At 39.0% G+C, this 20,512-nt stretch carries 22 protein-coding genes; 3 read left to right on the forward strand and 19 right to left on the reverse strand.

Annotation, left to right across the window (positions count from 1 at the left end):
* Positions 1-10 precede the first annotated feature (10 nt).
* The 6 genes from proW to nrdH all read right to left on the reverse strand — a co-directional run bounded on the left by proW (position 11) and on the right by nrdH (position 6,806).
* A complete protein-coding gene (gene proW / locus CBE70_RS11110) occupies positions 11-1,210 on the reverse strand; it encodes a glycine betaine/L-proline ABC transporter permease ProW (protein WP_100159402.1) in 1,200 nt (399 codons plus the stop codon).
* Positions 1,203-2,402, reverse strand: coding sequence for a glycine betaine/L-proline ABC transporter ATP-binding protein ProV (gene proV, locus CBE70_RS11115; RefSeq protein WP_100159403.1), 1,200 nt, complete (start codon positions 2,400-2,402; stop codon positions 1,203-1,205). Before proV ends, proW begins: the two co-directional genes overlap by 8 nt.
* Before the next feature lie 623 nt (positions 2,403-3,025).
* The gene (gene nrdF / locus CBE70_RS11120; protein WP_100159404.1) at positions 3,026-3,994 is read right to left on the reverse strand and encodes a class 1b ribonucleoside-diphosphate reductase subunit beta; all 969 of its coding nucleotides are present in this window, start codon (positions 3,992-3,994) and stop codon (positions 3,026-3,028) included.
* A gap of 24 nt (positions 3,995-4,018) precedes the next feature.
* Entirely contained in the window at positions 4,019-6,145 is a 2,127-nt protein-coding gene (gene nrdE / locus CBE70_RS11125) for a class 1b ribonucleoside-diphosphate reductase subunit alpha (RefSeq protein WP_100159405.1), read from the reverse strand.
* Positions 6,146-6,150: 5 nt separating this feature from the next.
* Entirely contained in the window at positions 6,151-6,570 is a 420-nt protein-coding gene (nrdI, locus tag CBE70_RS11130) for a class Ib ribonucleoside-diphosphate reductase assembly flavoprotein NrdI (RefSeq protein ID WP_100159406.1), read from the reverse strand.
* An 11-nt stretch (positions 6,571-6,581) separates the two neighbouring features.
* Positions 6,582-6,806, reverse strand: a complete 225-nt coding sequence (gene nrdH, locus CBE70_RS11135) for a glutaredoxin-like protein NrdH (RefSeq protein ID WP_023581131.1) — start codon at positions 6,804-6,806, stop codon at positions 6,582-6,584.
* Positions 6,807-7,089: 283 nt separating this feature from the next.
* On the opposite strand from nrdH, the gene CBE70_RS11140 reads away from it, so the two are divergent.
* Entirely contained in the window at positions 7,090-7,563 is a 474-nt protein-coding gene (locus CBE70_RS11140) for a methylated-DNA--[protein]-cysteine S-methyltransferase (RefSeq protein WP_100159407.1), read from the forward strand.
* Positions 7,564-7,760: 197 nt separating this feature from the next.
* Positions 7,761-7,970 (forward strand): transcription antiterminator/RNA stability regulator CspE, encoded by a 210-nt coding sequence (gene cspE, locus CBE70_RS11145; protein WP_023581133.1) that lies wholly within the window; start codon positions 7,761-7,763, stop codon positions 7,968-7,970.
* A 99-nt stretch (positions 7,971-8,069) separates the two neighbouring features.
* Here cspE and crcB read toward each other — a convergent pair whose 3' ends face one another.
* The 10 genes from crcB to rsfS all read right to left on the reverse strand — a co-directional run bounded on the left by crcB (position 8,070) and on the right by rsfS (position 16,985).
* The gene (crcB, locus tag CBE70_RS11150) at positions 8,070-8,444 is read right to left on the reverse strand and encodes a fluoride efflux transporter CrcB (RefSeq protein WP_023581134.1); all 375 of its coding nucleotides are present in this window, start codon (positions 8,442-8,444) and stop codon (positions 8,070-8,072) included.
* Between the two features lie 13 nt (positions 8,445-8,457).
* Positions 8,458-9,423 carry a lipoyl synthase gene (gene lipA, locus CBE70_RS11155; protein WP_100159408.1) on the reverse strand — a complete coding sequence of 322 codons (966 nt, stop codon included), beginning with the start codon at positions 9,421-9,423 and terminating at the stop codon, positions 8,458-8,460.
* A 101-nt stretch (positions 9,424-9,524) separates the two neighbouring features.
* Complete coding sequence (lipB, locus tag CBE70_RS11160) at positions 9,525-10,169, reverse strand: lipoyl(octanoyl) transferase LipB (RefSeq protein ID WP_100159409.1); 645 nt, start codon at positions 10,167-10,169, stop codon at positions 9,525-9,527.
* A 160-nt stretch (positions 10,170-10,329) separates the two neighbouring features.
* Complete coding sequence (ybeD, locus tag CBE70_RS11165) at positions 10,330-10,593, reverse strand: DUF493 family protein YbeD (RefSeq protein ID WP_036912266.1); 264 nt, start codon at positions 10,591-10,593, stop codon at positions 10,330-10,332.
* Between the two features lie 200 nt (positions 10,594-10,793).
* A complete protein-coding gene (dacA, locus tag CBE70_RS11170) occupies positions 10,794-12,005 on the reverse strand; it encodes a D-alanyl-D-alanine carboxypeptidase DacA (protein ID WP_100159410.1) in 1,212 nt (403 codons plus the stop codon).
* A 122-nt stretch (positions 12,006-12,127) separates the two neighbouring features.
* Positions 12,128-13,123 carry an endolytic peptidoglycan transglycosylase RlpA gene (rlpA, locus tag CBE70_RS11175; protein WP_100159411.1) on the reverse strand — a complete coding sequence of 332 codons (996 nt, stop codon included), beginning with the start codon at positions 13,121-13,123 and terminating at the stop codon, positions 12,128-12,130.
* A 10-nt stretch (positions 13,124-13,133) separates the two neighbouring features.
* Positions 13,134-14,246 carry a peptidoglycan glycosyltransferase MrdB gene (gene mrdB / locus CBE70_RS11180; RefSeq protein WP_100159412.1) on the reverse strand — a complete coding sequence of 371 codons (1,113 nt, stop codon included), beginning with the start codon at positions 14,244-14,246 and terminating at the stop codon, positions 13,134-13,136.
* Positions 14,247-14,251: 5 nt separating this feature from the next.
* Positions 14,252-16,147, reverse strand: coding sequence for a peptidoglycan DD-transpeptidase MrdA (mrdA, locus tag CBE70_RS11185; RefSeq protein WP_100159413.1), 1,896 nt, complete (start codon positions 16,145-16,147; stop codon positions 14,252-14,254).
* Between the two features lie 38 nt (positions 16,148-16,185).
* Positions 16,186-16,656 (reverse strand): 23S rRNA (pseudouridine(1915)-N(3))-methyltransferase RlmH, encoded by a 471-nt coding sequence (gene rlmH, locus CBE70_RS11190; RefSeq protein WP_100159414.1) that lies wholly within the window; start codon positions 16,654-16,656, stop codon positions 16,186-16,188.
* Positions 16,657-16,658: 2 nt separating this feature from the next.
* On the reverse strand, positions 16,659-16,985 hold the full coding sequence (rsfS, locus tag CBE70_RS11195; protein WP_006537732.1) for a ribosome silencing factor: 327 nt from the start codon (positions 16,983-16,985) through the stop codon (positions 16,659-16,661).
* Positions 16,986-17,544: 559 nt separating this feature from the next.
* Between rsfS and CBE70_RS11200 the strand changes: the two genes are divergently transcribed.
* A complete protein-coding gene (locus tag CBE70_RS11200; RefSeq protein ID WP_232797393.1) occupies positions 17,545-18,249 on the forward strand; it encodes a YbgA family protein in 705 nt (234 codons plus the stop codon).
* Between the two features lie 10 nt (positions 18,250-18,259).
* Here CBE70_RS11200 and nadD read toward each other — a convergent pair whose 3' ends face one another.
* From nadD to lptE, 3 genes are read right to left on the reverse strand one after another with little or no spacing between them, the layout of a single operon-like run.
* Complete coding sequence (nadD, locus tag CBE70_RS11205; RefSeq protein ID WP_100159416.1) at positions 18,260-18,931, reverse strand: nicotinate-nucleotide adenylyltransferase; 672 nt, start codon at positions 18,929-18,931, stop codon at positions 18,260-18,262.
* Positions 18,924-19,958, reverse strand: a complete 1,035-nt coding sequence (gene holA / locus CBE70_RS11210) for a DNA polymerase III subunit delta (protein WP_100159417.1) — start codon at positions 19,956-19,958, stop codon at positions 18,924-18,926. Before holA ends, nadD begins: the two co-directional genes overlap by 8 nt.
* Positions 19,955-20,503: an LPS assembly lipoprotein LptE gene (gene lptE, locus CBE70_RS11215; RefSeq protein WP_100159418.1), complete on the reverse strand. Its 549-nt coding sequence runs from the start codon at positions 20,501-20,503 to the stop codon at positions 19,955-19,957. The genes holA and lptE overlap by 4 nt, the downstream gene beginning before the upstream one ends.
* Positions 20,504-20,512: the final 9 nt, after the last annotated feature.

Below are 20,512 nucleotides of genomic sequence, written 5' to 3' on the forward strand. Positions count from 1 at the left end.
AAAATATTTATTACGATGCTTTTTTACTAAAGAGTCGGCAAATTAAGCCGATAGGTCCTGTCATATACCAGCATCGATTGCCTTTATGGCGGCTATTTTGACCTAAAGATTGTGTTAATCGATCAAGGATAATGGCTAGGATAACAATACCTGCGCCCCCCACGGCAGCAAGTCCCATATCAAGGCGACCTATACCGCGTAATACCATTTGACCTAATCCACCGACGGCTATCATTGATGCAATAACAACCATTGAAAGCGCTAACATCAGTGTTTGGTTTACACCTGCCATAATTGTTGGCATGGCGAGTGGTAATTGTACTTTAAACAGCATTTGGTGAGGGTTTGCACCAAATGATTGTGCGGCTTCAATTAAATCTTCAGGAACTTGTTTGATCCCTAAAATGGTTAATCTCACAATTGGAGGTAAGGCAAAAATAATGGTGACCACAACGCCAGGTACGTTACCAATACCAAATAACATGACGATAGGAACTAAGTAGACAAATGCAGGCGTTGTCTGCATTGCATCCAGTAAAGGCCGAACAATTTTTGATGCTCTATCGCTGTTAGCTAACCATATTCCTAATGGGAGTCCGATAATAAGACAAAACAGTAAGGAAGTGAGTACCAATGCAAGGGTAACCATGGCTTCAGACCAAGCACCAATCGCACCAATTAATATTAATGAGATAAAAGAAGTAACACCCATGACTTTGCCTGAAAGTTGCCATGCAATCAGAGAAAACAGAATAATGGCGATAGGTGCTGGCATTGAGGTTAAGAAATTTTCAAAACCACTTAATACCAAATCAACGGGTACACGAATGCCTTGGAAAACAGGGCGAAAGTGCAACACAATCCAGTCAATTGCCTCGGTAACCCATGAATCTAACGGGATCAGCGTATTATGAAACGGATCCATTAGATTGAATGAATCGGGTGTGATATCAGTCGGTGCTGCATCTAGCCAATCACTGCCAGCAGATGAGGTATCGATATTTTCAGTACCACTACCCGCACCCCATGGATCAGCATCTGTTGATGAACTGTCAGCACTACTCCAAGGATCGCTTTCTATTGCGCTCGTATCTGTTGTTGCCCAAGGATCATCATTTACGTTATTGGTTGTTTCTTGTGTAGTCTCGCTTGCGGTGATCCCTTGGATGTTTGTATCCAAAGTCGTATCTTGATCTGTTGTATTATTCATTTGGCGTCTCCTTATCCAGTGCTTGCAGTAACATTCCTTTAGAAATTAAACCGATATAACGGTTTTTTTCATCAATAACAGGGATCGCACAGGGAGATTGTGCAACAGTCGAAATCAGTTCGTTTAACGGTGTATCACCATTAATGGCACAAGGTTCAGGTAAAATAGCTGACTCAATAGGTTGTTTATTCTTGAGCGCCTCTTCAAGTGATGTGACGGAAACGATGCCAACAAATTTTCTTCCCCGTTCAATGAGATAGCCAAAGTTTCTATCTTCATCTTCAAGTACTTTTAATGCAGAGCGAGGACCAAAACCGGGCGCAACATGCAGTAAGGTTTCTGGGCGACGCTTGGCTATATCTTTTGCACTAAATACGTGGCTAATATCAACACCACGGAAAAACGTGCGCACATAATCATTTGCTGGATTGTTGAGTATTTCATCTGGTGTTCCCGTTTGAACAACAACGCCACCTTGCATAATGGCAATTCGGTCGCCGATACGCATAGCCTCATCCAGATCATGGGAGATAAATACAATGGTGCGCTGTTTATCACCTTGTAAACTTAATAATTCATCTTGCATTTCGGTACGAATTAATGGATCAAGTGCTGAAAAGGCTTCATCCATTAACAAAATATCTGGATCATTAGCGAGCGCACGCGCAAGGCCGATACGTTGACGCATTCCTCCAGAAAGTTCATCAGGCCAAGAGTTTGCGTAACTACCCAAGTTGACTTGCTCTAAGGCATCCATCGCTTTTTTATAACGCTCGTCTTTGCTTAATCCAGCGAGATCCATTCCGAACGCAGTGTTATCAAGCACGTTCATATGGGGCATCAATGCAAATGACTGAAACACCATACTGATTTTTTTTCGGCGTACTTGCCGTAATTCTTTATCTGACATGGTGGCAATATTTTCACCATCAATAAGCACCTCTCCCTTTGTTGGAGAGATCAGACGATTGAGAAGGCGGACTAGAGTGGATTTACCTGAACCAGATAATCCCATGATGACAAATATTTCGCCTTCTTCAATTGCCAGATTTGCATTTTGAACGCCCACCGTAAGCCCTGTTTTATCAAAAATCTGATCTTTATTCATACCAGATTCTAATAATTCAAATGCGCGTTTAGGGTGCTCGCCAAATACTTTGTAGAGATTTTTTACTTCGAGTTTAATTGCCATGCAATATATAGTTTCCTATTTAAATATTGAAAGGAATAAATTAAATATTAATAAATAAGTGTTGTTATTTTTCCTAAATAAGATTTTTAGTAAGGGAAATACCCTACCACAATGATTGAGTCTGACAACCCTATGTTAATTATAATTAATTAAATAATTTGGCTGTATTTTCTTTATTTTTAATATGATTAATAATTAAATAAAGTGAAATAAGTAAAATTTATTAAAAGATGTATTCTCTTCTAACTCACTGAAATAACTTTATTTTTAGAGATATTGTTATTTTGATTAGGATCTCAATAAAAATGAAAACTCAATATCAAAATAAAAGGGAAAAAGAGATGAAAATTAAATGAAAAAAAATCTAAATACATTAGTTAAATTAATGTTTATTATCTTATGATAAGGTCTATCTACTCAATATAAGCTAAAATCATTCGAAAAAAATTGATTTTTTGACAAGATTGAACGGCAAAAATCAATCAATTAGATTATTTAGTGAACAAATAAAAATACACCAAAAAATAGTCTATATTTTTCAGTGTATTATGTTTTATATGCGATACATAATTAAATTGAATGTATTATGTTGTTTCTCTTAACTTTAATTAGGCTAATAGATCTTAAAAATCCCAATCATCGTCTTCGGTGTTAATGGTTTTTCCAATAACATAAGATGAACCTGAACCAGAGAAGAAATCGTGATTTTCATTTGCATCTGGTGATAATGAAGAAAGAATTGCAGGGCTTACATCGGTTATTTCATCAGGGAATAATGCCTCATACCCTAAATTCATTAATGCTTTATTGGCATTATAATGAAGAAATTTTTTGACATCTTCAGTCCAACCTACTGTGTCGTAAAGATCTTCGGTATATTTCACTTCATTGTCATATAAATCTAATAATAATGAAAAAGCAAAATCTTTAATATCTTGTTGCTCTAATTCTGATTTATTTAATAACTGATTTTGAAATTTATAGCCAATATAATAACCATGAACCGCTTCATCCCTAATAATAAGACGAATTAAATCGGCTGTATTGGTTAATTTTCCTCGGCTTGACCAATACATTGGTAAATAGAACCCTGAATAAAATAAAAAGGATTCTAAAAATACGCTGGCGATTTTTTTCTTTAAAGGATCTTTATCTTGATAATAACGTAAAATAATTTCTGCTTTCTTTTGTAAGTAAGGATTTTCCTCACTCCAACGGTATGCTTCATCGACATCGATTGTTAAGCAAAGTGTGGAAAATATCGAACTGTAAGAGCGCGCATGAACCGCTTCCATAAAACAGATATTAGATAATACTGCTTCTTCATGAGGCGTGAGTGCATCTGGCATTAAAGTAGGTGCGCCTACGGTGTTTTGGATAGTATCAAGCAAAGTTAGCCCTGTGAAAACACGGATCGTCAGTTGTTTTTCAGCTTGAGTCAGTGTGTTCCATGAGGGAATGTCATTAGAGAGTGGAATTTTTTCAGGTAACCAAAAATTCATGGTTAAGCGGTTCCAAACTTCTAAATCTTTTTCATCTTCAATGCGATTCCAGTTAATTGCATTAACGTGGCTTAATAAAGGTGATGACATGCTATGTTCTCCTTATTGTTATTATTAAAGCGCGCACGAAACACAGCCTTTAATTTCAGTACCTGCTAATGCAGATTGTCTAATACGAATGTAATACAAGGTTTTAATACCTTTGCGCCATGCATATATTTGTGCTTTGTTGATATCTCTTGTTGTGGCTTCATCAGAAAAGAACAACGTCAGTGATAATCCTTGATCGATATGTTGAGAAGCCTCAGCATAGGTATCGATAATTTTTTCAGCTCCAATTTCATATGCATCTTGATAATATTGACGATTTTCATTGGTCATAAAGGGGGCAGGGTAATAAACTCGCCCAATCTTACCTTCTTTTCTAATTTCTATTGGCGCGGCAATAGGATGAATACTCGATGTAGAGTGGTTGATATAGGAAATAGACCCTGTCGGTGGTATCGCTTGTAAATTTTGGTTATAGATCCCATGCGTCATAATAGATTGCTTGAGAGTTTGCCAATTTTCTTGTGTTGGAATATGAACATTAGATTGACTAAATAGCTGCTGGACTTTTTGAGTTTTAGGCAACCACTGTTGTGATACATATTTATTAAAATATTCACCTGTTGCGTATTTTGAATTTTCAAAGCCTTTAAAGTGCTGCTTTTTCTCAATAGCTAATTGATTTGAAGCTAATAACGCATAGTAAGTGACGGTATAAAAATAGATATTAGTAAAATCTAATGCTTCTTCTGAGCCATAATAAATTCCTTCACGGGCTAAGTAACCATGTAAATTCATTTGTCCTAAACCAATGGCATGAGAAGCGAGATTACCTTTTTCAATAGAAGGAACGGACTCGATTTTCGTCATTTCAGAGACATTACTTAATGCCCTAATTGCAGTGCTGACGGTATGTGCAAAGTTAGGTGAGTCCATTGCCATAGCAATATTCATAGAACCTAAGTTACAACTGATGTCATGACCGATATGGCGATAACTTAAGTCAGGGTGATACTCACTCGCACTGTTGACTTGTAAAATTTCAGAGCAAAGATTGCTCATGTTAATTCTTCCAGCGATAGGATTGGCGCGATTTACTGCATCTTCAAACATGATATAAGGATAGCCAGATTCAAATTGAATTTCGGCAAGTGTTTGGAAAAACTCTCTCGCTTTAATTTTTTTCTTACGAATTTGCGCGTTATTCACCATTTCACTGTATTTTTCACTAATACTGATCTCTGACATAGGTACGCCATAAATACGCTCTACATCATAAGGTGAGAAGAGATACATATCTTCATTGCGTTTCGCTAATTCAAAAGTGATATCAGGGATAACAACGCCTAAAGAGAGGGTTTTTATTCGGACTTTTTCATCCGCATTTTCTCTTTTTGTATCAAGAAAATGGTAAATATCCGGATGATGAGCATGAAGATAAACAGCGCCAGCGCCTTGTCTTGCTCCTAACTGATTAGCATAGGAAAAGGCATCTTCAAGCATTTTCATAACAGGAACAACGCCAGAAGATTGATTCTCTATACGTTTTATGGGAGCACCAGCCTCACGTAAATTAGTGAGCAAAAATGCAACGCCGCCACCACGTTTAGAAAGCTGTAATGCGGAATTTACCGATCGACCGATAGACTCCATATTATCTTCTATTCGCAGTAGAAAGCAGGAAACCAATTCACCACGCTGTTGTTTCCCACAATTTAAAAAAGTCGGTGTTGCGGGTTGAAAACGACCACTAATGATTTCATCAACAAGATGAATAGCAAGATCAGTATTGCCCTGTGCAAGAGTGAGAGCGACCATGCAGACGCGATCTTCATAGCGTTCAAGGTAGCGCTCGCCATCAAACGTTTTTAAGGTGTAACTGGTGTAATACTTAAAAGCGCCAAGGAAAGATTGAAAGCGAAATTTTTTGCTATAAGCATGTTTAAATAGCTGTTTGATAAAGGTAAATTCATATTGCTCTAACACTTGGGCTTCGTAATAGTGTTGTTCGACTAAGAACTCTAATTTTTCTCTTAGATCATGAAAAAATACGGTGTTTTGATTTACATGCTGACGAAAAAAATGATGTGTTGCTAATTTGTCTTTATCAAACTGAATATTACCTTGCTCATCATAGAGATTTAGCATGGCATTTAATGCATGGTAATCCAGTTGTTCTGCTGATTGTATCATGTTGATTATCTCGTGACGCATTGGTCAGCAAGGCTTGACCAAAACGTGCTTAAACCTGTTTTTACGCGGTTTACATCTTCTGGCGTACCTAATAATTCAAATCGATACAAAAAAGGGATTTTGCATTTTTGTGCAATAATATCGCCCGCTAACCCGTAAGCTGTACCAAAGTTAGTATTTCCAGAAGCAATGACTCCACGTATTAATTGACGGTTTTCAGGGATATTTAAAAACTGAATAACCGCTTTAGGCACTGCACCTTTAGCACCACCGCCACCATAAGTTGGGCAAAGCAACACAAAAGGTTGCGTTGCAAGCAAGGTTTCATCTTCAATGATTCTGGTCGCCTTTAAATTGAGCTTTTGTACAAAGCGATGGCAGTTTTCAGAGCGACTTGAAAAATAAATCAAAGGTGCAGTTTGCATAAGATGCTCCTTTAGAGCGTGATCTGTCTGATTTTATCAGGGCAGAAACCCGACCAATGTTGTTCACCGTGAACGACAACAGGTACTTGGCGATATCCCATAGAAACAATGTGAGCGAGGGCTTGTGTATCTTTGGTGAGATCAACTGCAACAAACGGAATATTTTTCTGTTTTAAGGCGCGTTCTGTGGCACTGCATTGAACGCAATTCGGTTTGGTATAGAGGATAACAGACATAAAAATAACCCTTATAAAAATATGGATGCGTCTGTTTTCACATCCATAATGAGAAGTCCTTAAATACTATATATAGATTTATTTATTTTCAACCATACAATATATGGTGATTTTCATTTTTGATAATGATTATCATTAAAATTAAATAGTTAGTGAGTTAATTTTATTTTTAGATTGCTCGATTGATCAATTTTTATTAGATATACGAGTAATTAGATGATTGCTTTATCAATCAAGCATGATTTAATCTTGTCGCTAAAGACAAATCAGCAGAGAAAACATTATGTACCAAGACTATCTCGATGCACCTAAAGGCTTTCCAAAACCCTATATTTCTATCACTGCAAATGAAAAAGGGATCACGAGTCTCTATTTTGTGAATGACAAAGAGGTTGCTGTAAACTCGAGCCCCGTGATTAACCAATGTATACAACAATTAAAAGAGTATTTTGCGGGTAAACGCACGACGTTTTCAGTGCCATTAGCACCTGAAGGAACTGAATTTCAAAGCCGTGTTTGGAAGACATTACAGACAATCCCTTATGGTGAAATTTGGAGTTATAAAAAATTGGCGCTTACATTAGGTTCAATCAATTATTGCAGAGCGGTAGGAATGGCTAACTCACGCAATCCAATTTCTTTAATTATTCCTTGCCATCGAGTTATTGGTCATAACGGTAAGTTGGTCGGCTATACTGGCGGATTAGATATTAAGCGTTGGCTACTTCATTATGAAAAAGTAGAAATTGATGAATAGTTCAGATTGTAAGTATTAAGTATTGTTTCTTAAGTGAACTATGCATTAAGGCATGGGATTTGTCTGAATATTAATCATTTGGCAGAAAAAAAATGTGAGTTTCGTGATCTAGACTGTGGACAGGGAATCATCATTTTTGTTTTACTATAGCCAACGCAAAACGCTTGCGTTTATTTTCTATTTTAAAGGTAAACTTGATGTCTAAATTAAAAGGTAACGTTAAGTGGTTTAACGAAACTAAAGGTTTTGGTTTTATCACTCCAGAAGATGGCAGCAAAGATGTATTTGTACACTTTTCCGCTATTACATCAGAAGGCTTTAAAACCCTTGCTGAAGGTCAAAAAGTAGAGTTTGAAGTTACTGACGGCGCGAAAGGGCCATCTGCTGCAAACGTTGTCGCTATCTAATTAACGACTTCTTTGAGACAAGTAAAAACCCGTTGTTTAACGGGTTTTTATGTATCTAGAGCAAAGCCCGTTAAACAACGGGTTTTTATATTCTAAATATTACATCTCTCGTAATAACCAAAACGCAAATGCGGTCATTAAAAATGAACCCGCCAAGTTAGCGCCCATCGTACTTAATGCCCATCCTATCTTTCCCTCAGTTAAGAGTGCGACAACTTCGACAGAAAAGGTTGAAAATGTTGTCAAACCGCCACAAAAGCCCGTAGTTAGCATAATTTTCCAAATAGGATCAATATGTGGCGCTTTGCTAAACCAAGCGATACCAAAGGCAATAATAAAAGCACCAATACAGTTAGCAATAAAGGTGCCCGTAGCAAAATGAGGAAAAATAGAATTTAGGCGGTAGCTAATCAGCCAGCGCAATACGCTACCTAAACCACCACCTATAAATACAGCAATTGCAATGTTAAGCATGAGAGATTAATTGTTATTTAACCTCAATCCCCTGAGCTTGAAGATCAGCATGATAAGACGAGCGAACAAACGGCCCACAAGCTGCATGGGTAAAGCCCATCGCAATTGCTTGTTCTTTCATATATTCAAACTCGTCAGGACTGACGTAGCGTTGAACAGGAAGATGATGACGACTTGGCTGTAAATATTGCCCTAATGTCAGCATCGTTACCCCATGTTTACGCAGATCACGCATAACGTCAATAATTTCTTCGTTGGTTTCCCCAAGGCCGACCATTAAACCCGACTTAGTAGGAATATCTGGATGAGCTTGCTTGAAGCGCTCTAACAATGTCAATGACCATTGATAGTTAGCACCTGGACGCACTTGACGATAAACGCGAGGAACGTTCTCTAAGTTATGGTTGAAGACATCAGGTGGTGTGTCTGTGAGGATCTCAAGCGCTTTATCCATACGTCCACGAAAATCAGGAACTAATGTTTCAATACGGATTGTTGGATTTTTTGCACGAATTGCAGCAATACAATCAGCAAAATGTTGAGCACCACCATCACGTAAATCATCGCGGTCTACGGAAGTAATTACAACGTAGCGTAATCCCATATCTTTAATCGTTTGAGCGAGTTTTTCTGGCTCTTGTGGATCGGGGGCATTTGGGCGGCCATGAGCAACATCGCAAAATGGGCAACGGCGTGTACAGATTGCACCCAAGATCATAAAGGTTGCTGTTCCGTGGTTGAAGCACTCTGCAAGGTTAGGGCAAGAAGCTTCTTCACAGACGGAATGAAGACCATTTTTACGCATTGCTGCTTTGATACCCTGAATTTTACTTGAGTCAGCGGGTAACTTTATTTTCATCCAATCAGGTTTGCGTAGCAGTTGTTCACGTTCTGTAGCGACTGTTTTAACAGGAATAAGTGCCATTTTATCGGCGTCGCGATATTTAACTCCGCGTTCCATCTGAATAGGTTTACTCATAATTGTGCCAGTTCCAGTTATCTAGAGTGATTAACACGATGTGACTGAGGTAATCAGGGTTTTAAAAAAATATGACAAATGTTAAAAAAATTATAGCATTTTTATTGCTGTGGTTGAAATCCTAGTTGTGTACAAAAATGCTTAACTAATAACGGTGCTACCTGTGTCGTTGTCGTATTCGGTGCAAAATCAATTAACTGCGTCATTTTTAGATCAGAATAACCACAAGGATTTATTCGTGCAAAAGGGGTTAAATCCATATCGATATTGAGCGCAAGCCCATGAAAGGAGCAACCTTTACGAATGCGTAATCCTAAAGAGCAAATTTTATCACCCTTTACGTAAACGCCGGGTGCATCAGCACGAGCATAAGCTTCTACATTAAACTCAGCTAGCGTATCAATAACGGTGTTTTCAAGAGCGGTGACTAATTGACGAACACCCACATGATTGCGTTTTAAATCAATTAAAACATACATCACTTGTTGACCGGGGCCATGATAAGTCACTTGACCACCACGATCAGATTGAATAACAGGGATAGTCCCCGTATTTAATAAGTGTTCAGCTTTACCTGCTTGGCCTTGGGTAAAAACCTGTTCATGTTGAACGAGCCATATTTCATCAGGTGTGTGACTTTCCCGTTTTTCCGTAAACTGATGCATAGAATCAGAAACCGGTAAATAGGGTTTCACACCTAATTGGCGAATAATGATTGTCTTGTCTTGCACCGTGAAAATCTTCATTTGTAGCGTAATTGTGAAGAGCAGTATAACGCTCCAGTAAATGAACTACCAGATTGAGATGTTTTTTTTCCGCGGTAGGGTGAAAAATGTGGGAGTGTAAAATAAGAAAAAGCGCCTTAATGAAAGGCGCTTTTAAAAAGTTATCTATTAAAAGAAAAGATTACAGAACCATACGTACTAGTTCAAGCTCACCTAATTCTTTATATAATGTTTCTACTTGATCGATATGAGTTGCGTTGATGGTAATAGAAACAGAGTGGTAATTACCTTTGCTACTTGGTTTCACTGAAGGTGTGTAATCACCAGGAGCATGGCGTTGAATTACTTCAACAACTTGATCCACTAATTCTGGTTTTGCATGACCCATCACTTTATAAGTGAAAGAACATGGGAACTCTAACAGTTCGTTTAATTTTGTTTTCATCATAATGTAATTCCTTAAGACAACAGGTGCTGTTGTTTTAATAATTTATTTCTACACCTAATCTTAGCAAATAAAAAGCGCATTCCTTACATAATAAGGAATGCGATACTAGTAATTAGGGTAAATATGGGAATGGTAAATGTGTTTTTGCCAATATCTGTATAAAAGTTATATGTGGTCACATTTACCATTTTCAAGTCTTAGCCAAACCAGTGTGAGAATAATAATTTGATATAGTCGATAATACGGCTAAAGAAACCACCTTCTTTTACTTCATTCATCACAACAAGCGGGCGCTGCTCAATAACTTGACCATCAAGTTGGAAATTAATTGTTCCTACAACTTGGTTTTTAGTTACCGGTGCATGTAATTCTACATTATCAAGAACATAGCTTGCTTTTAAATCTTTTAAACGACCACGAGGAATAGTTAAATAAACATCTTTGTCTACCCCTAATTGTACTTTATCTGTTTCACCATACCAGATAGGCTCAGCCGCGAATTCTTTACCCACTTGTAATGGTTTTACAGTTTCAAAGAAACGAAAACCCCAAGTAAGTAGTTTTTTACTTTCTGCATCACGACCTTTAGATGAGTGACCACCCATAACCGCAGAAATTAAACGCATATCGCCTTCGGTTGCGGAAGCGACAAGGTTATAGCCAGCAGATGCAGTATGGCCTGTTTTAATGCCATCAACGTTTAAACTGGTATCCCACAACAAACCATTTCGGTTAGTTTGGCGGATATTGTTGTAGGTGTACTCTTTTTCTTTATAGATGGCATATTCATCCGGTACATCGCGAATTAATGCCGCACCAATTAGCGCCATATCGCGAGCCGAGCTATATTGTCCTGGAGCATCAAGGCCATGAACGGTTTGGAATTGTGTATTTTGTAAACCCAGTCGTTTAACGTAGTCGTTCATCATGGTTACAAACGTATCTTGGCTGCCCGCGACATAAGAGGCCATTGCAACACAAGCATCATTACCTGATTGTAAATTGATACCTCGCGTTAACTGTGCCACGGTAACTTGGTCACCCGGTTTTAAGAACATTAAAGAAGAGCCTCGAAAAACAGGATTCCCTGTTGCCCATGCTTCTTCACCAATGGGAACGATATCGCTATTAGAGATTTTACCAGCACGAATAGATTGACCGATTACGTAGCTGGTCATCATCTTGGTTAAACTTGCAGGATCACGGCGAACGTCGGCATTCATTTCAGCCAGTACTTTCCCAGAATTATAATCAATAAGAATATAAGATTCGGCTTCGATACTAGGAACAGCGGGTATCATTGTTTTTAGGGAATCTTCCGCAATACCTTGATGACTTACTGTGAGTAAAGCAAAAGTGGCACTTAATAGGCTTGTTCTTAGTAATTTTGCTGGGAGTATCTGTTTCATTCTGTTTGTTTAATCCGAAAATTCAGGGAAAAATAGGGACTGATAAATAAAATATCAGCAAACCCAGACGATTCTACGCTTGAATTTGCTGATATAAAAAGGATTTTACGTAATATTATCCTTTATTGGGTAATAATAAACCCAGTAATATCTTTAACTTGTTTTAGCTTGTTTTTTATCGTTTCGGCTTGAGCTTTAGATGAATAAGGGCCGAGTTGCACTTTATATAATCCATCTGTTTTATTGATCACACCTTGAGTGCTAAATAGTGACGATAAATCATTGAGCCAAAACTGTGCATTATTTTCGTTACTGAGAGCACCGACTTGAACATAAAAGCCTTGTGCTATGGAATTTGAGGATAATACTGGTTGTGGTGCTTTTGTTTCTGTCACCGCTGGAACTGGCGTTGGAGCTGGTAACGGAGTTGGTGTTTTTGCTGGAACAGGGGCTGGTGGATCAACTGGCACATTGTTGTTGATTGGCGTTGATGTTGTTAATGGTGTCGGCGTTGCTGGTTGAGCATTAAAATTAGGACGCTCAGGTAATGCCGTTGTTTTCTTCTCTATTTGTGCACCATGTGTACCAATACCACTCATATGGCCGGTTTGGTCAACAACAATTCCTTCAATAAGCAATGGGGTTGTCGGCATTAAACGTAAGCTATCAGAAACCGCTGGAGTGACTTGGATTTGTTTTCCATTGACGTAAGGACCACGGTCGTTAATACGTACAACCATTGTGCGCCCATTGAGCAAGTTTGTGATTTTCGCATAGCTTGGGATCGGTAATGTAGGATGTGCGACGGCAAACTCATAGGGATTAACGCGCTCACCAATGGTCGTTAATCGACTCATCGCTAAACTATCATAGACAATAGCTTCACCTTTCTCACTGAAATTGGCAGGATCAGTCACAATACGGTAAACCACCCCGTTTTTTCGGTAATCTTGATTTGCCGTAGGGTGATAAGGCTCGTAACGTGGCTCAGCACCAAGAACACGTTGAGCTGGCACATTGGGTAATGGTGCTGGCTGTTTATTGGTATTCGGCTTATCAATAACACACCCTGACAGTAGCAATGCACTGATACCAATCAAAACCCATTGCAGACGCATAAAAACCTCATTATAAACTTTTCGATAGTAGTTTTCGGTGTGTATGAATAGACATCACGATACCAAACCCTGCCATTAACACAATAAGGGCGGAGCCTCCATAACTCATCAGCGGTAACGGAACACCCACAACAGGAAGGATGCCACTCACCATTCCTATGTTGACAAAAACATAGACAAAGAAAATTAGCATTAACCCGCCAATCATTACTCTACCAAATGTATTTTGTGCTTTCGTTGCAAGGTAAAGGCCTCGCGCGATTAAGAGTATATAAAGAGTCAGTAGTATCAAAACACCAATTAATCCGAGTTCTTCAGCCAATACAGCAAAAATAAAGTCTGTATGGCGCTCTGGTAAGAATTCTAATTGAGATTGAGTGCCTTGTAACCATCCTTTTCCATGTAATCCGCCAGAACCGATGGCAATTTTAGATTGGATGATATGATATCCTGCGCCAAGTGGGTCTGATTCAGGGTCAAGAAGCATCATTACCCGTGCTTGCTGGTAATCATGCATGAGGAAAAACCAAAGTATGGGGATAAAGGCGGCAACAAGAATAATAGCCACCGTGATAAGGCGCCAACTCATTCCTGCTAGGAAAAGGACGAATAATCCGGAAGTAGCAACAAGAATAGAGGTTCCTAAATCAGGCTGTGCCGCAACTAATAAAGTTGGCACAAAAATAAGTACCAGAGCAATAGCAGTATTACGTAATGTCGGTGGACACACATCGCGATTCATAAATCGAGCCACCATTAAAGGCACTGCAATTTTAGCGATTTCTGAAGGCTGAAAACGCACAATACCTAAATCTAGCCAACGCTGTGCCCCTTTACTGATTTGACCAAAGACATCGACAAGAATAAGTAAAATAACACAGAAGAAATAGAGATGTGGCGCCCAGCTTTCATAGACTCTTGGTGGGATTTGCGCCATGACTATCATGATCATAAAACCCATTGCAATCTGCCCTAACTTACGTTGCATCATTTCAGGATCTTGCCCGCTGGCACTCCACATAATAAATGCGCTGTATCCTAATAAAGCAATAATACAAAGTAAGAATAGAGGGTCGATATGGATCCGTGTCCAGAAGGATTTTTTCTTATTATTTTCAGTCATGAGTATTATTCCTCTGAACCACGCGGTGCTGGTGGAGAAGCTGGTAATACAGTGTTGTTATCACCAAGGAGAATGTGGTCAAGAATTTGTCTTGTAATATCACCGACAGAAGGGCCTGCTCCACCATTCTCTAGGATAATAGAGATGGCGACGGTCGGCTTGTCATAAGGTGCAAAGGCAATCATCAATTTGTGGTCACGAAGATGTTCAGCCAATTGGCTTGCATTGTAGGTTTCGTAACTAAATACCTGTGCCGTTCCCGATTTTGCTGCGGCTTTATAAGGTGCATCAGCAAAACTTCGGCGACCTGTACCATTAGGGAAGTTAGCCACACCATACATACCGTGCTTTGCTAATTCCCAATAACCTGAGTTGATATCACCAATTTGGCGTGTTTCAGTATCAACATAAGGCAACATTTCATTGCCTAGTTTTGTACCGTAAAGTAGGTGAGGGGTTTTAACTTGGCCGTCATTAATCAATGTCATTAAAGCTTTCGCCATTTGAATTGGCGTTGCTGTCCAATAACCTTGCCCAATTCCTACGGGGATTGTGTCACCTTGATACCAAGGCTTTTTATAACGTTGCTGTTTCCACTCACGCGTTGGCATGATGCCATTACGTTCTTCGGATAGATCAATACCTGTATATTCGCCATAACCAAAGCGACTCATCCAAGTTGATATACGGTCAATTCCCATATCATAAGCAACTTGATAGAAGAAGGTATCCGCAGATTCTACGATAGATTTTGTAACATTAAGTTTTCCATGTCCCCAACGTTTCCAATCTCGATAACGTTTTTCTGAGCCTGGAAGTTGCCACCAGCCGGGATCGTGAATTGTTGTATTGGCTGTGATTACACCTTCACTTAATGCCGCAACAGACATAAACGGTTTTACGGTTGATGCAGGCGGATAAAGACCTTGGGTTGTACGGTTGATCAGTGGTCTATCTGGGTTGTTTAGTAATCCTTGATATTCGGTGTTCGAAATCCCACCGACAAATAAGTTAGGATCATAGCTAGGGTTCGATACAAGCGCTAAAATTTCACCATTACGAGGATCGGTTACTACAACCGCAGCTCGGCTTGTGGTGAGTAATGTTTCAATATAGGTTTGTAGTTCAAGGTCGATGGTAAGATAGATATCTTTACCTGCCTGTGGAGGTTGTTCGTGTAATTGGCGAATAACTCGACCACGACTATTAACTTCAACTTCTTCATAGCCTGTTGTACCGTGCAAAACAGACTCATAATAACGTTCGATGCCTAACTTGCCGATATCATGAGTCGCAGCATAGTTAGGTGATAAACCTTCTTTATCAAGTCGTTCAACATCTTTATCGTTAATTTTTGCGACGTAACCAATCACATGCGTTAATGCTGAACCATAAGGGTAATAACGACGTTGATAGCCTTTAATTTCTAAGCCGGGATAGCGATATTGGTTGATAGCGAAACGTGCGACTTGTACTTGGCTTAATGTTGTTTTTAAGGCAATAGAGCTAAATCGACGTGAGCGCTTGCGCTCTTTTTCAAATGCCGCAATATCTTCGTCTGTTAAGTCAACAACATCTCTTAAACTTTCAAGTGTTTCTTGTAAGTTTGTTACCTTCTCAGGCACAACTTCTAATTGATAGATAGTACGATTGAGCGCAAGAGGGATACCTTTACGGTCGTAAATAATGCCTCGGCTGGGTGCAATTGGTACTAATTTAATTCGGTTATCATTTGAACGTGTTTGATAATCATCATGGCGAGCGATCTGTAAGTGATTGAGGTTAAAAACCAAAACACCACTCAATATAATAATTACTGAAAATGCGACAATCACACGACGGATAAATAGCTTTGATTCCGCAGTATAATCTCGAAACGGGGTACGTTTTTTTCTTTTCATCCCATTTGACTTCACTTACTGACCCGCCAATTTATTGATTATTCACGATGATAAGGATGGTTTGTGGTAATACTCCATGCTCGATAAAGGCTTTCTGCAACCACGACACGAACAAGGGGATGTGGCATTGTTAAAGGAGATAAAGACCAGCTTTGTTCAGCTGCTGCTTTACAGGCGGGTGCTAATCCTTCGGGGCCACCAATGAGTAAACTGACATTTCTACCATCAAATTTCCATCGATCAAGTTGTTCTGCAAGTTTTGGCGTATCCCAGCGAGCACCAGGAATATCGAGAGTAACGATACGATTTCCTTTACCTACTGCTGCTAACATTTGTTCACCTTCTTTTTCGAGAATACGTTTAATATCCGCATTCTTCCCACGCTTGCCAGCGGGGATCTCGATAAGTTCTAAAGGCATGTCTTTGGGGAATCGATTAAGATAATCCATAAAGCCGGTCTGTATCCAGTCCGGCATTTTTGTACCAACGGCAATGAGCTGTAATTTCAAACTCAGCTCCAGAGTTTTTCAAGTTCGTACATACGGCGACTATCTTCTTGCATGACGTGTACCATGGCTTCACCAAGATCAACGACAATCCAGTCAGAAACGCCTTGACCTTCAACACCTAAAGGTTGTAACCCCGCTTCGCGACAATCATCAACGAGATTATCTGCAACAGACATTAGGTGCCTGCTTGATGTGCCCGTACAAATAATCATGTAATCAGTGACACTTGATTTTCCGCGGACATCTAATGCAATAATGTCTTGAGCTTTAGAATCTTCAAGTTTATCAATAATAAATTGCTGTAATTCAGAACCTTGCAAAAGGATCACCTTTAATCTAATGAGTTAATTCAATCGAAAAATAACATATTCGTGATACTTCAAGTTGCAGTGTTGTTGACTACACTTATTTAGCACTAGTTATATACTTGAGTATGTTCCTAGCGACTTGCTCCACTTGTTGTCTCACTGCGCTTCAAATTATTTAGAATATGAATGCTATTTTAAAGGAATTTATACCAATAAATCTATTTTACTGGATGATTAATTCCAGTTAGCAATAACAAGAACATAAACCTCATTTTCTTGTTTTTCGACGTTTGATTTAGAAAAATTCATATATGCCCATTAACTGCGTCATAATAAATAACAAAAAGAAGGCAGATAGGAACTTTTCCGTTTAGACGACAGTTTTACCTTACAGTTCCCTTAAGGGAACAGAGGGTGAGAATAACAGCTAAACCTCGTCTGTCAATGCTCATCAACCACCTAAATAGGTGTGTTTTTATTTTGTTGGGTTCAGATTATACAGACTAATACTCATACTTTTTAGTTAGAGAGAAAAAGAATGAAAAGAAAAGTGAATTATCTCGGGATATCTTCAGAAATTATGAGTAACAGCGATCGCCAATTACAAGAAAAGTTAGCGTTACTTTGTCATGTGGTGAAAGATGAAAAAATAGGCATTATGCAGATAGATCTCCAAAACAGAGAGCATCCGTTACCGATTTATGGTTATATCGGAAAAGAAGGGGACACTCTTGCTTCGTCATCAAATTTTATCTTACCTCAATTAAGTCTAGAGCAAATTTTACAGCCTATTTTTCTTGATCATTTTCTTACCCAATTTTTTACACTATTCGATTACCAACAACAGGTTAATCAATCATTAAGTAAAGGGGCTTTGATTAAATTCCATAGTCGATATAAATATTTAATTATGGCTTATTCGCAAGTGGCTTATCGAGAATTAGGGCGTTATATCGCGAACCTTTCTGACGAAATCCCCCTCGACGAAATGGCATCGAAATATCAACAAAAGCTAATGAAAGCATTAAGTGTTGCACCAAACCGAGAAGGGCAAACGAATGCATTAATGCATATGGCGGGATATTTTAAGCGAGTGCTGAATTCGCAACAGAGACAAGAAATGTCACAAACAATTTTGCTATATCGTCAAGGTATTGTGCCTTTTTCTAAGCCTTATGATTTACTTCAATATTGGCTAACTATTTATCCTGATGATTATTTGATTAACCAACGCTATTTTTCGCCTTATCCGTCAGCTTTTAATTACTTAAGATCTCAACTTTAGAATTAATACCTTATTTATAAAGTTGTTGCTGGCGAATATAGTCTTCAACGGAGTTGGGGAGTAAATCGTGACAATTTAGACCGGCTTTGTGACGAGCGCGAATGTCTGTCGCTGAAATATTATAAAGAGGAGTATCAGCCAGAAAAATTTTTCCTGAAGGTAAGCAATGAATATCTTCTTGCTGTTTTGTCTGATGCTGGGTTAGCCAAGTTTGCATTTGTGTGTTTTCAAAATGGGTTTGATAACCGGGACGGGCGCAAACTAGCAAATGGCATACGTTCAATAGTTCATTCCATTGATGCCATGTACTAATTGAAAGCAATGAATCTTGGCCAATAATAAAAGCTAAAGGTTGCTTATCGCCGATTTCTTTTCTGAAGTCTCTTAATGTCTCAATAGTATAAGAAGGTGTTGGTTTCTCAAGCTCTCGAACATCGACTTTAAATGAGGAATATGGTTCAAGAGCAAGACGCACCATCTCAAGACGTTGTTGAGAAGATGCCTCTGGTTGAGGACGATGAGGAGGAATATTGTTAGGTAACCAAATCACTTCTTTTAAACCAATTAATCCTGACAGTGCTTCAACAGGACGTAAATGCCCATAATGAATAGGATCAAATGTACCACCATATAAAGCGATGGCTTGGTTAATTAAAGGTGTTGAGCGATTGGTTCTAGACATGACTTACAAATCCTTCTGGTAATGCTTTTCCACAAAGTAATAAGCCCAGAGCACTGAGCGAGGGCCAAACTGTCTGTCCGTAATCTTGCTTAATAGTAATTTCAATTGTTGTAAGTAATCGTATTGCTGTTAGCAATTGGTGTTCAGATAAACGTTGTAGTGCCGCTGTGAATATTGGGCGTCGGTTTTGCCAAATTCGATGCTTATCAAAAATCGTTTTTAACGAAGCTGTTTTAGATTCACGATGTAGCGTAATCAACTGCATTAACTCACGTTGTAAAGTTCTGAGTAAAATAACAGGTTCAGAGTCTTCTCTTTTGAGTTGTTGCAAGATATGCCATGCACGTTGTGTTTTCCCTGCAAGTAATGCATCAACCCAGTGATAAGGGGTAAAATGTGACGCATCATTGACCGCAGCTTCTACTCTTGGGAGTGTGAGCTTACCATCAGGGTACAACAGAGAAAGGCGCTCGATAGCCTGTGCCAGTGCTAGTAAATTCCCTTCATAACAGTAGCAAAGTAATTGATTACCTTGTTCATCCAGCGCTAATCCTTTTTGTTTCGCCCGGCGCGCAACCCAATTAGGTAATTTATCAAGCTCAGGTGTTAGGCAAGAAACATAGGTTCCATGTTGGCTTAATGTTTTAAACCATTCACTGTTTTCTTGCGCTTTTGTGAGTTTATTGCCACGTAAAATCAGCAATAAATCTTGATGCAATTCTTGAGATAGACGAGTGAGTTTCTCTGACATCGCTGCATTAGGGCCATTTTCAGGTAAATGCAGTAAAAGAGATTGTCTTTGAGAAAAAAGGCTTAGCGATTGACAAAGCGAGTAAATTTCATTCCAGTCCGTATTATTATCAAGAGTGAATTGATAATGCTCGATAAATCCTTGGGATTTAGCAGCGGACTGAATAGCATCTTGAGACTCTTGGAGTAACAGAGGTTCATTACCCCAAAGTAGATAACTTTGGCGCAGCCCCTCTTGGAGCTGCGCATTCAGTTGTTCTGGATATAAGCGGATCATTTGGCTGGTGAGATTATCTGTTTTGCCTGCTCAGCCTGTGCGGCTTTTTGGCGTTCAGCGTTGTGAACAACCAATAATTTACGCACTAATATTGCTGTCGCTTGTTCACGCATCTCTTGCTTGATAATGTCATTTTCAGCATCTTTCGCTAATGCTTCTAATGGGTTATCGAAGAACGGACGTGAAACCTGTGATGAAATTGGGTAAATCGTACCATCAGGCATAATCACTTGCGCATCAAGCAAAAATGTTAACTGACGTTCTGCTGATTTACCGTCTTGATACACAGAAACGGTCTCTTTACTTTCTGATGAACCGACAATTTTAAGAATAGGGATATTGGCTGTTGGATTCTCAACAAGCTGAACACCACTAAGTCTAAGTTGTTGACGCATTACACGAGATAATGGGCCATAAGGGTCACCAGAGCTAAGATAAAGCGTTTTTAATTCTGCTGGAACCTGAGTTTTACCTTGAAGGTGAAAACCACAGCCAGCGGTGATTAACACCGCTAAACCGAAAAATAGCGAAAATAGATATCGCACTAGGCCTCC

Source organism: Proteus columbae (assembly GCF_002777965.1).
Taxonomy (GTDB): Bacteria; Pseudomonadota; Gammaproteobacteria; order Enterobacterales; family Enterobacteriaceae; genus Proteus; species Proteus columbae.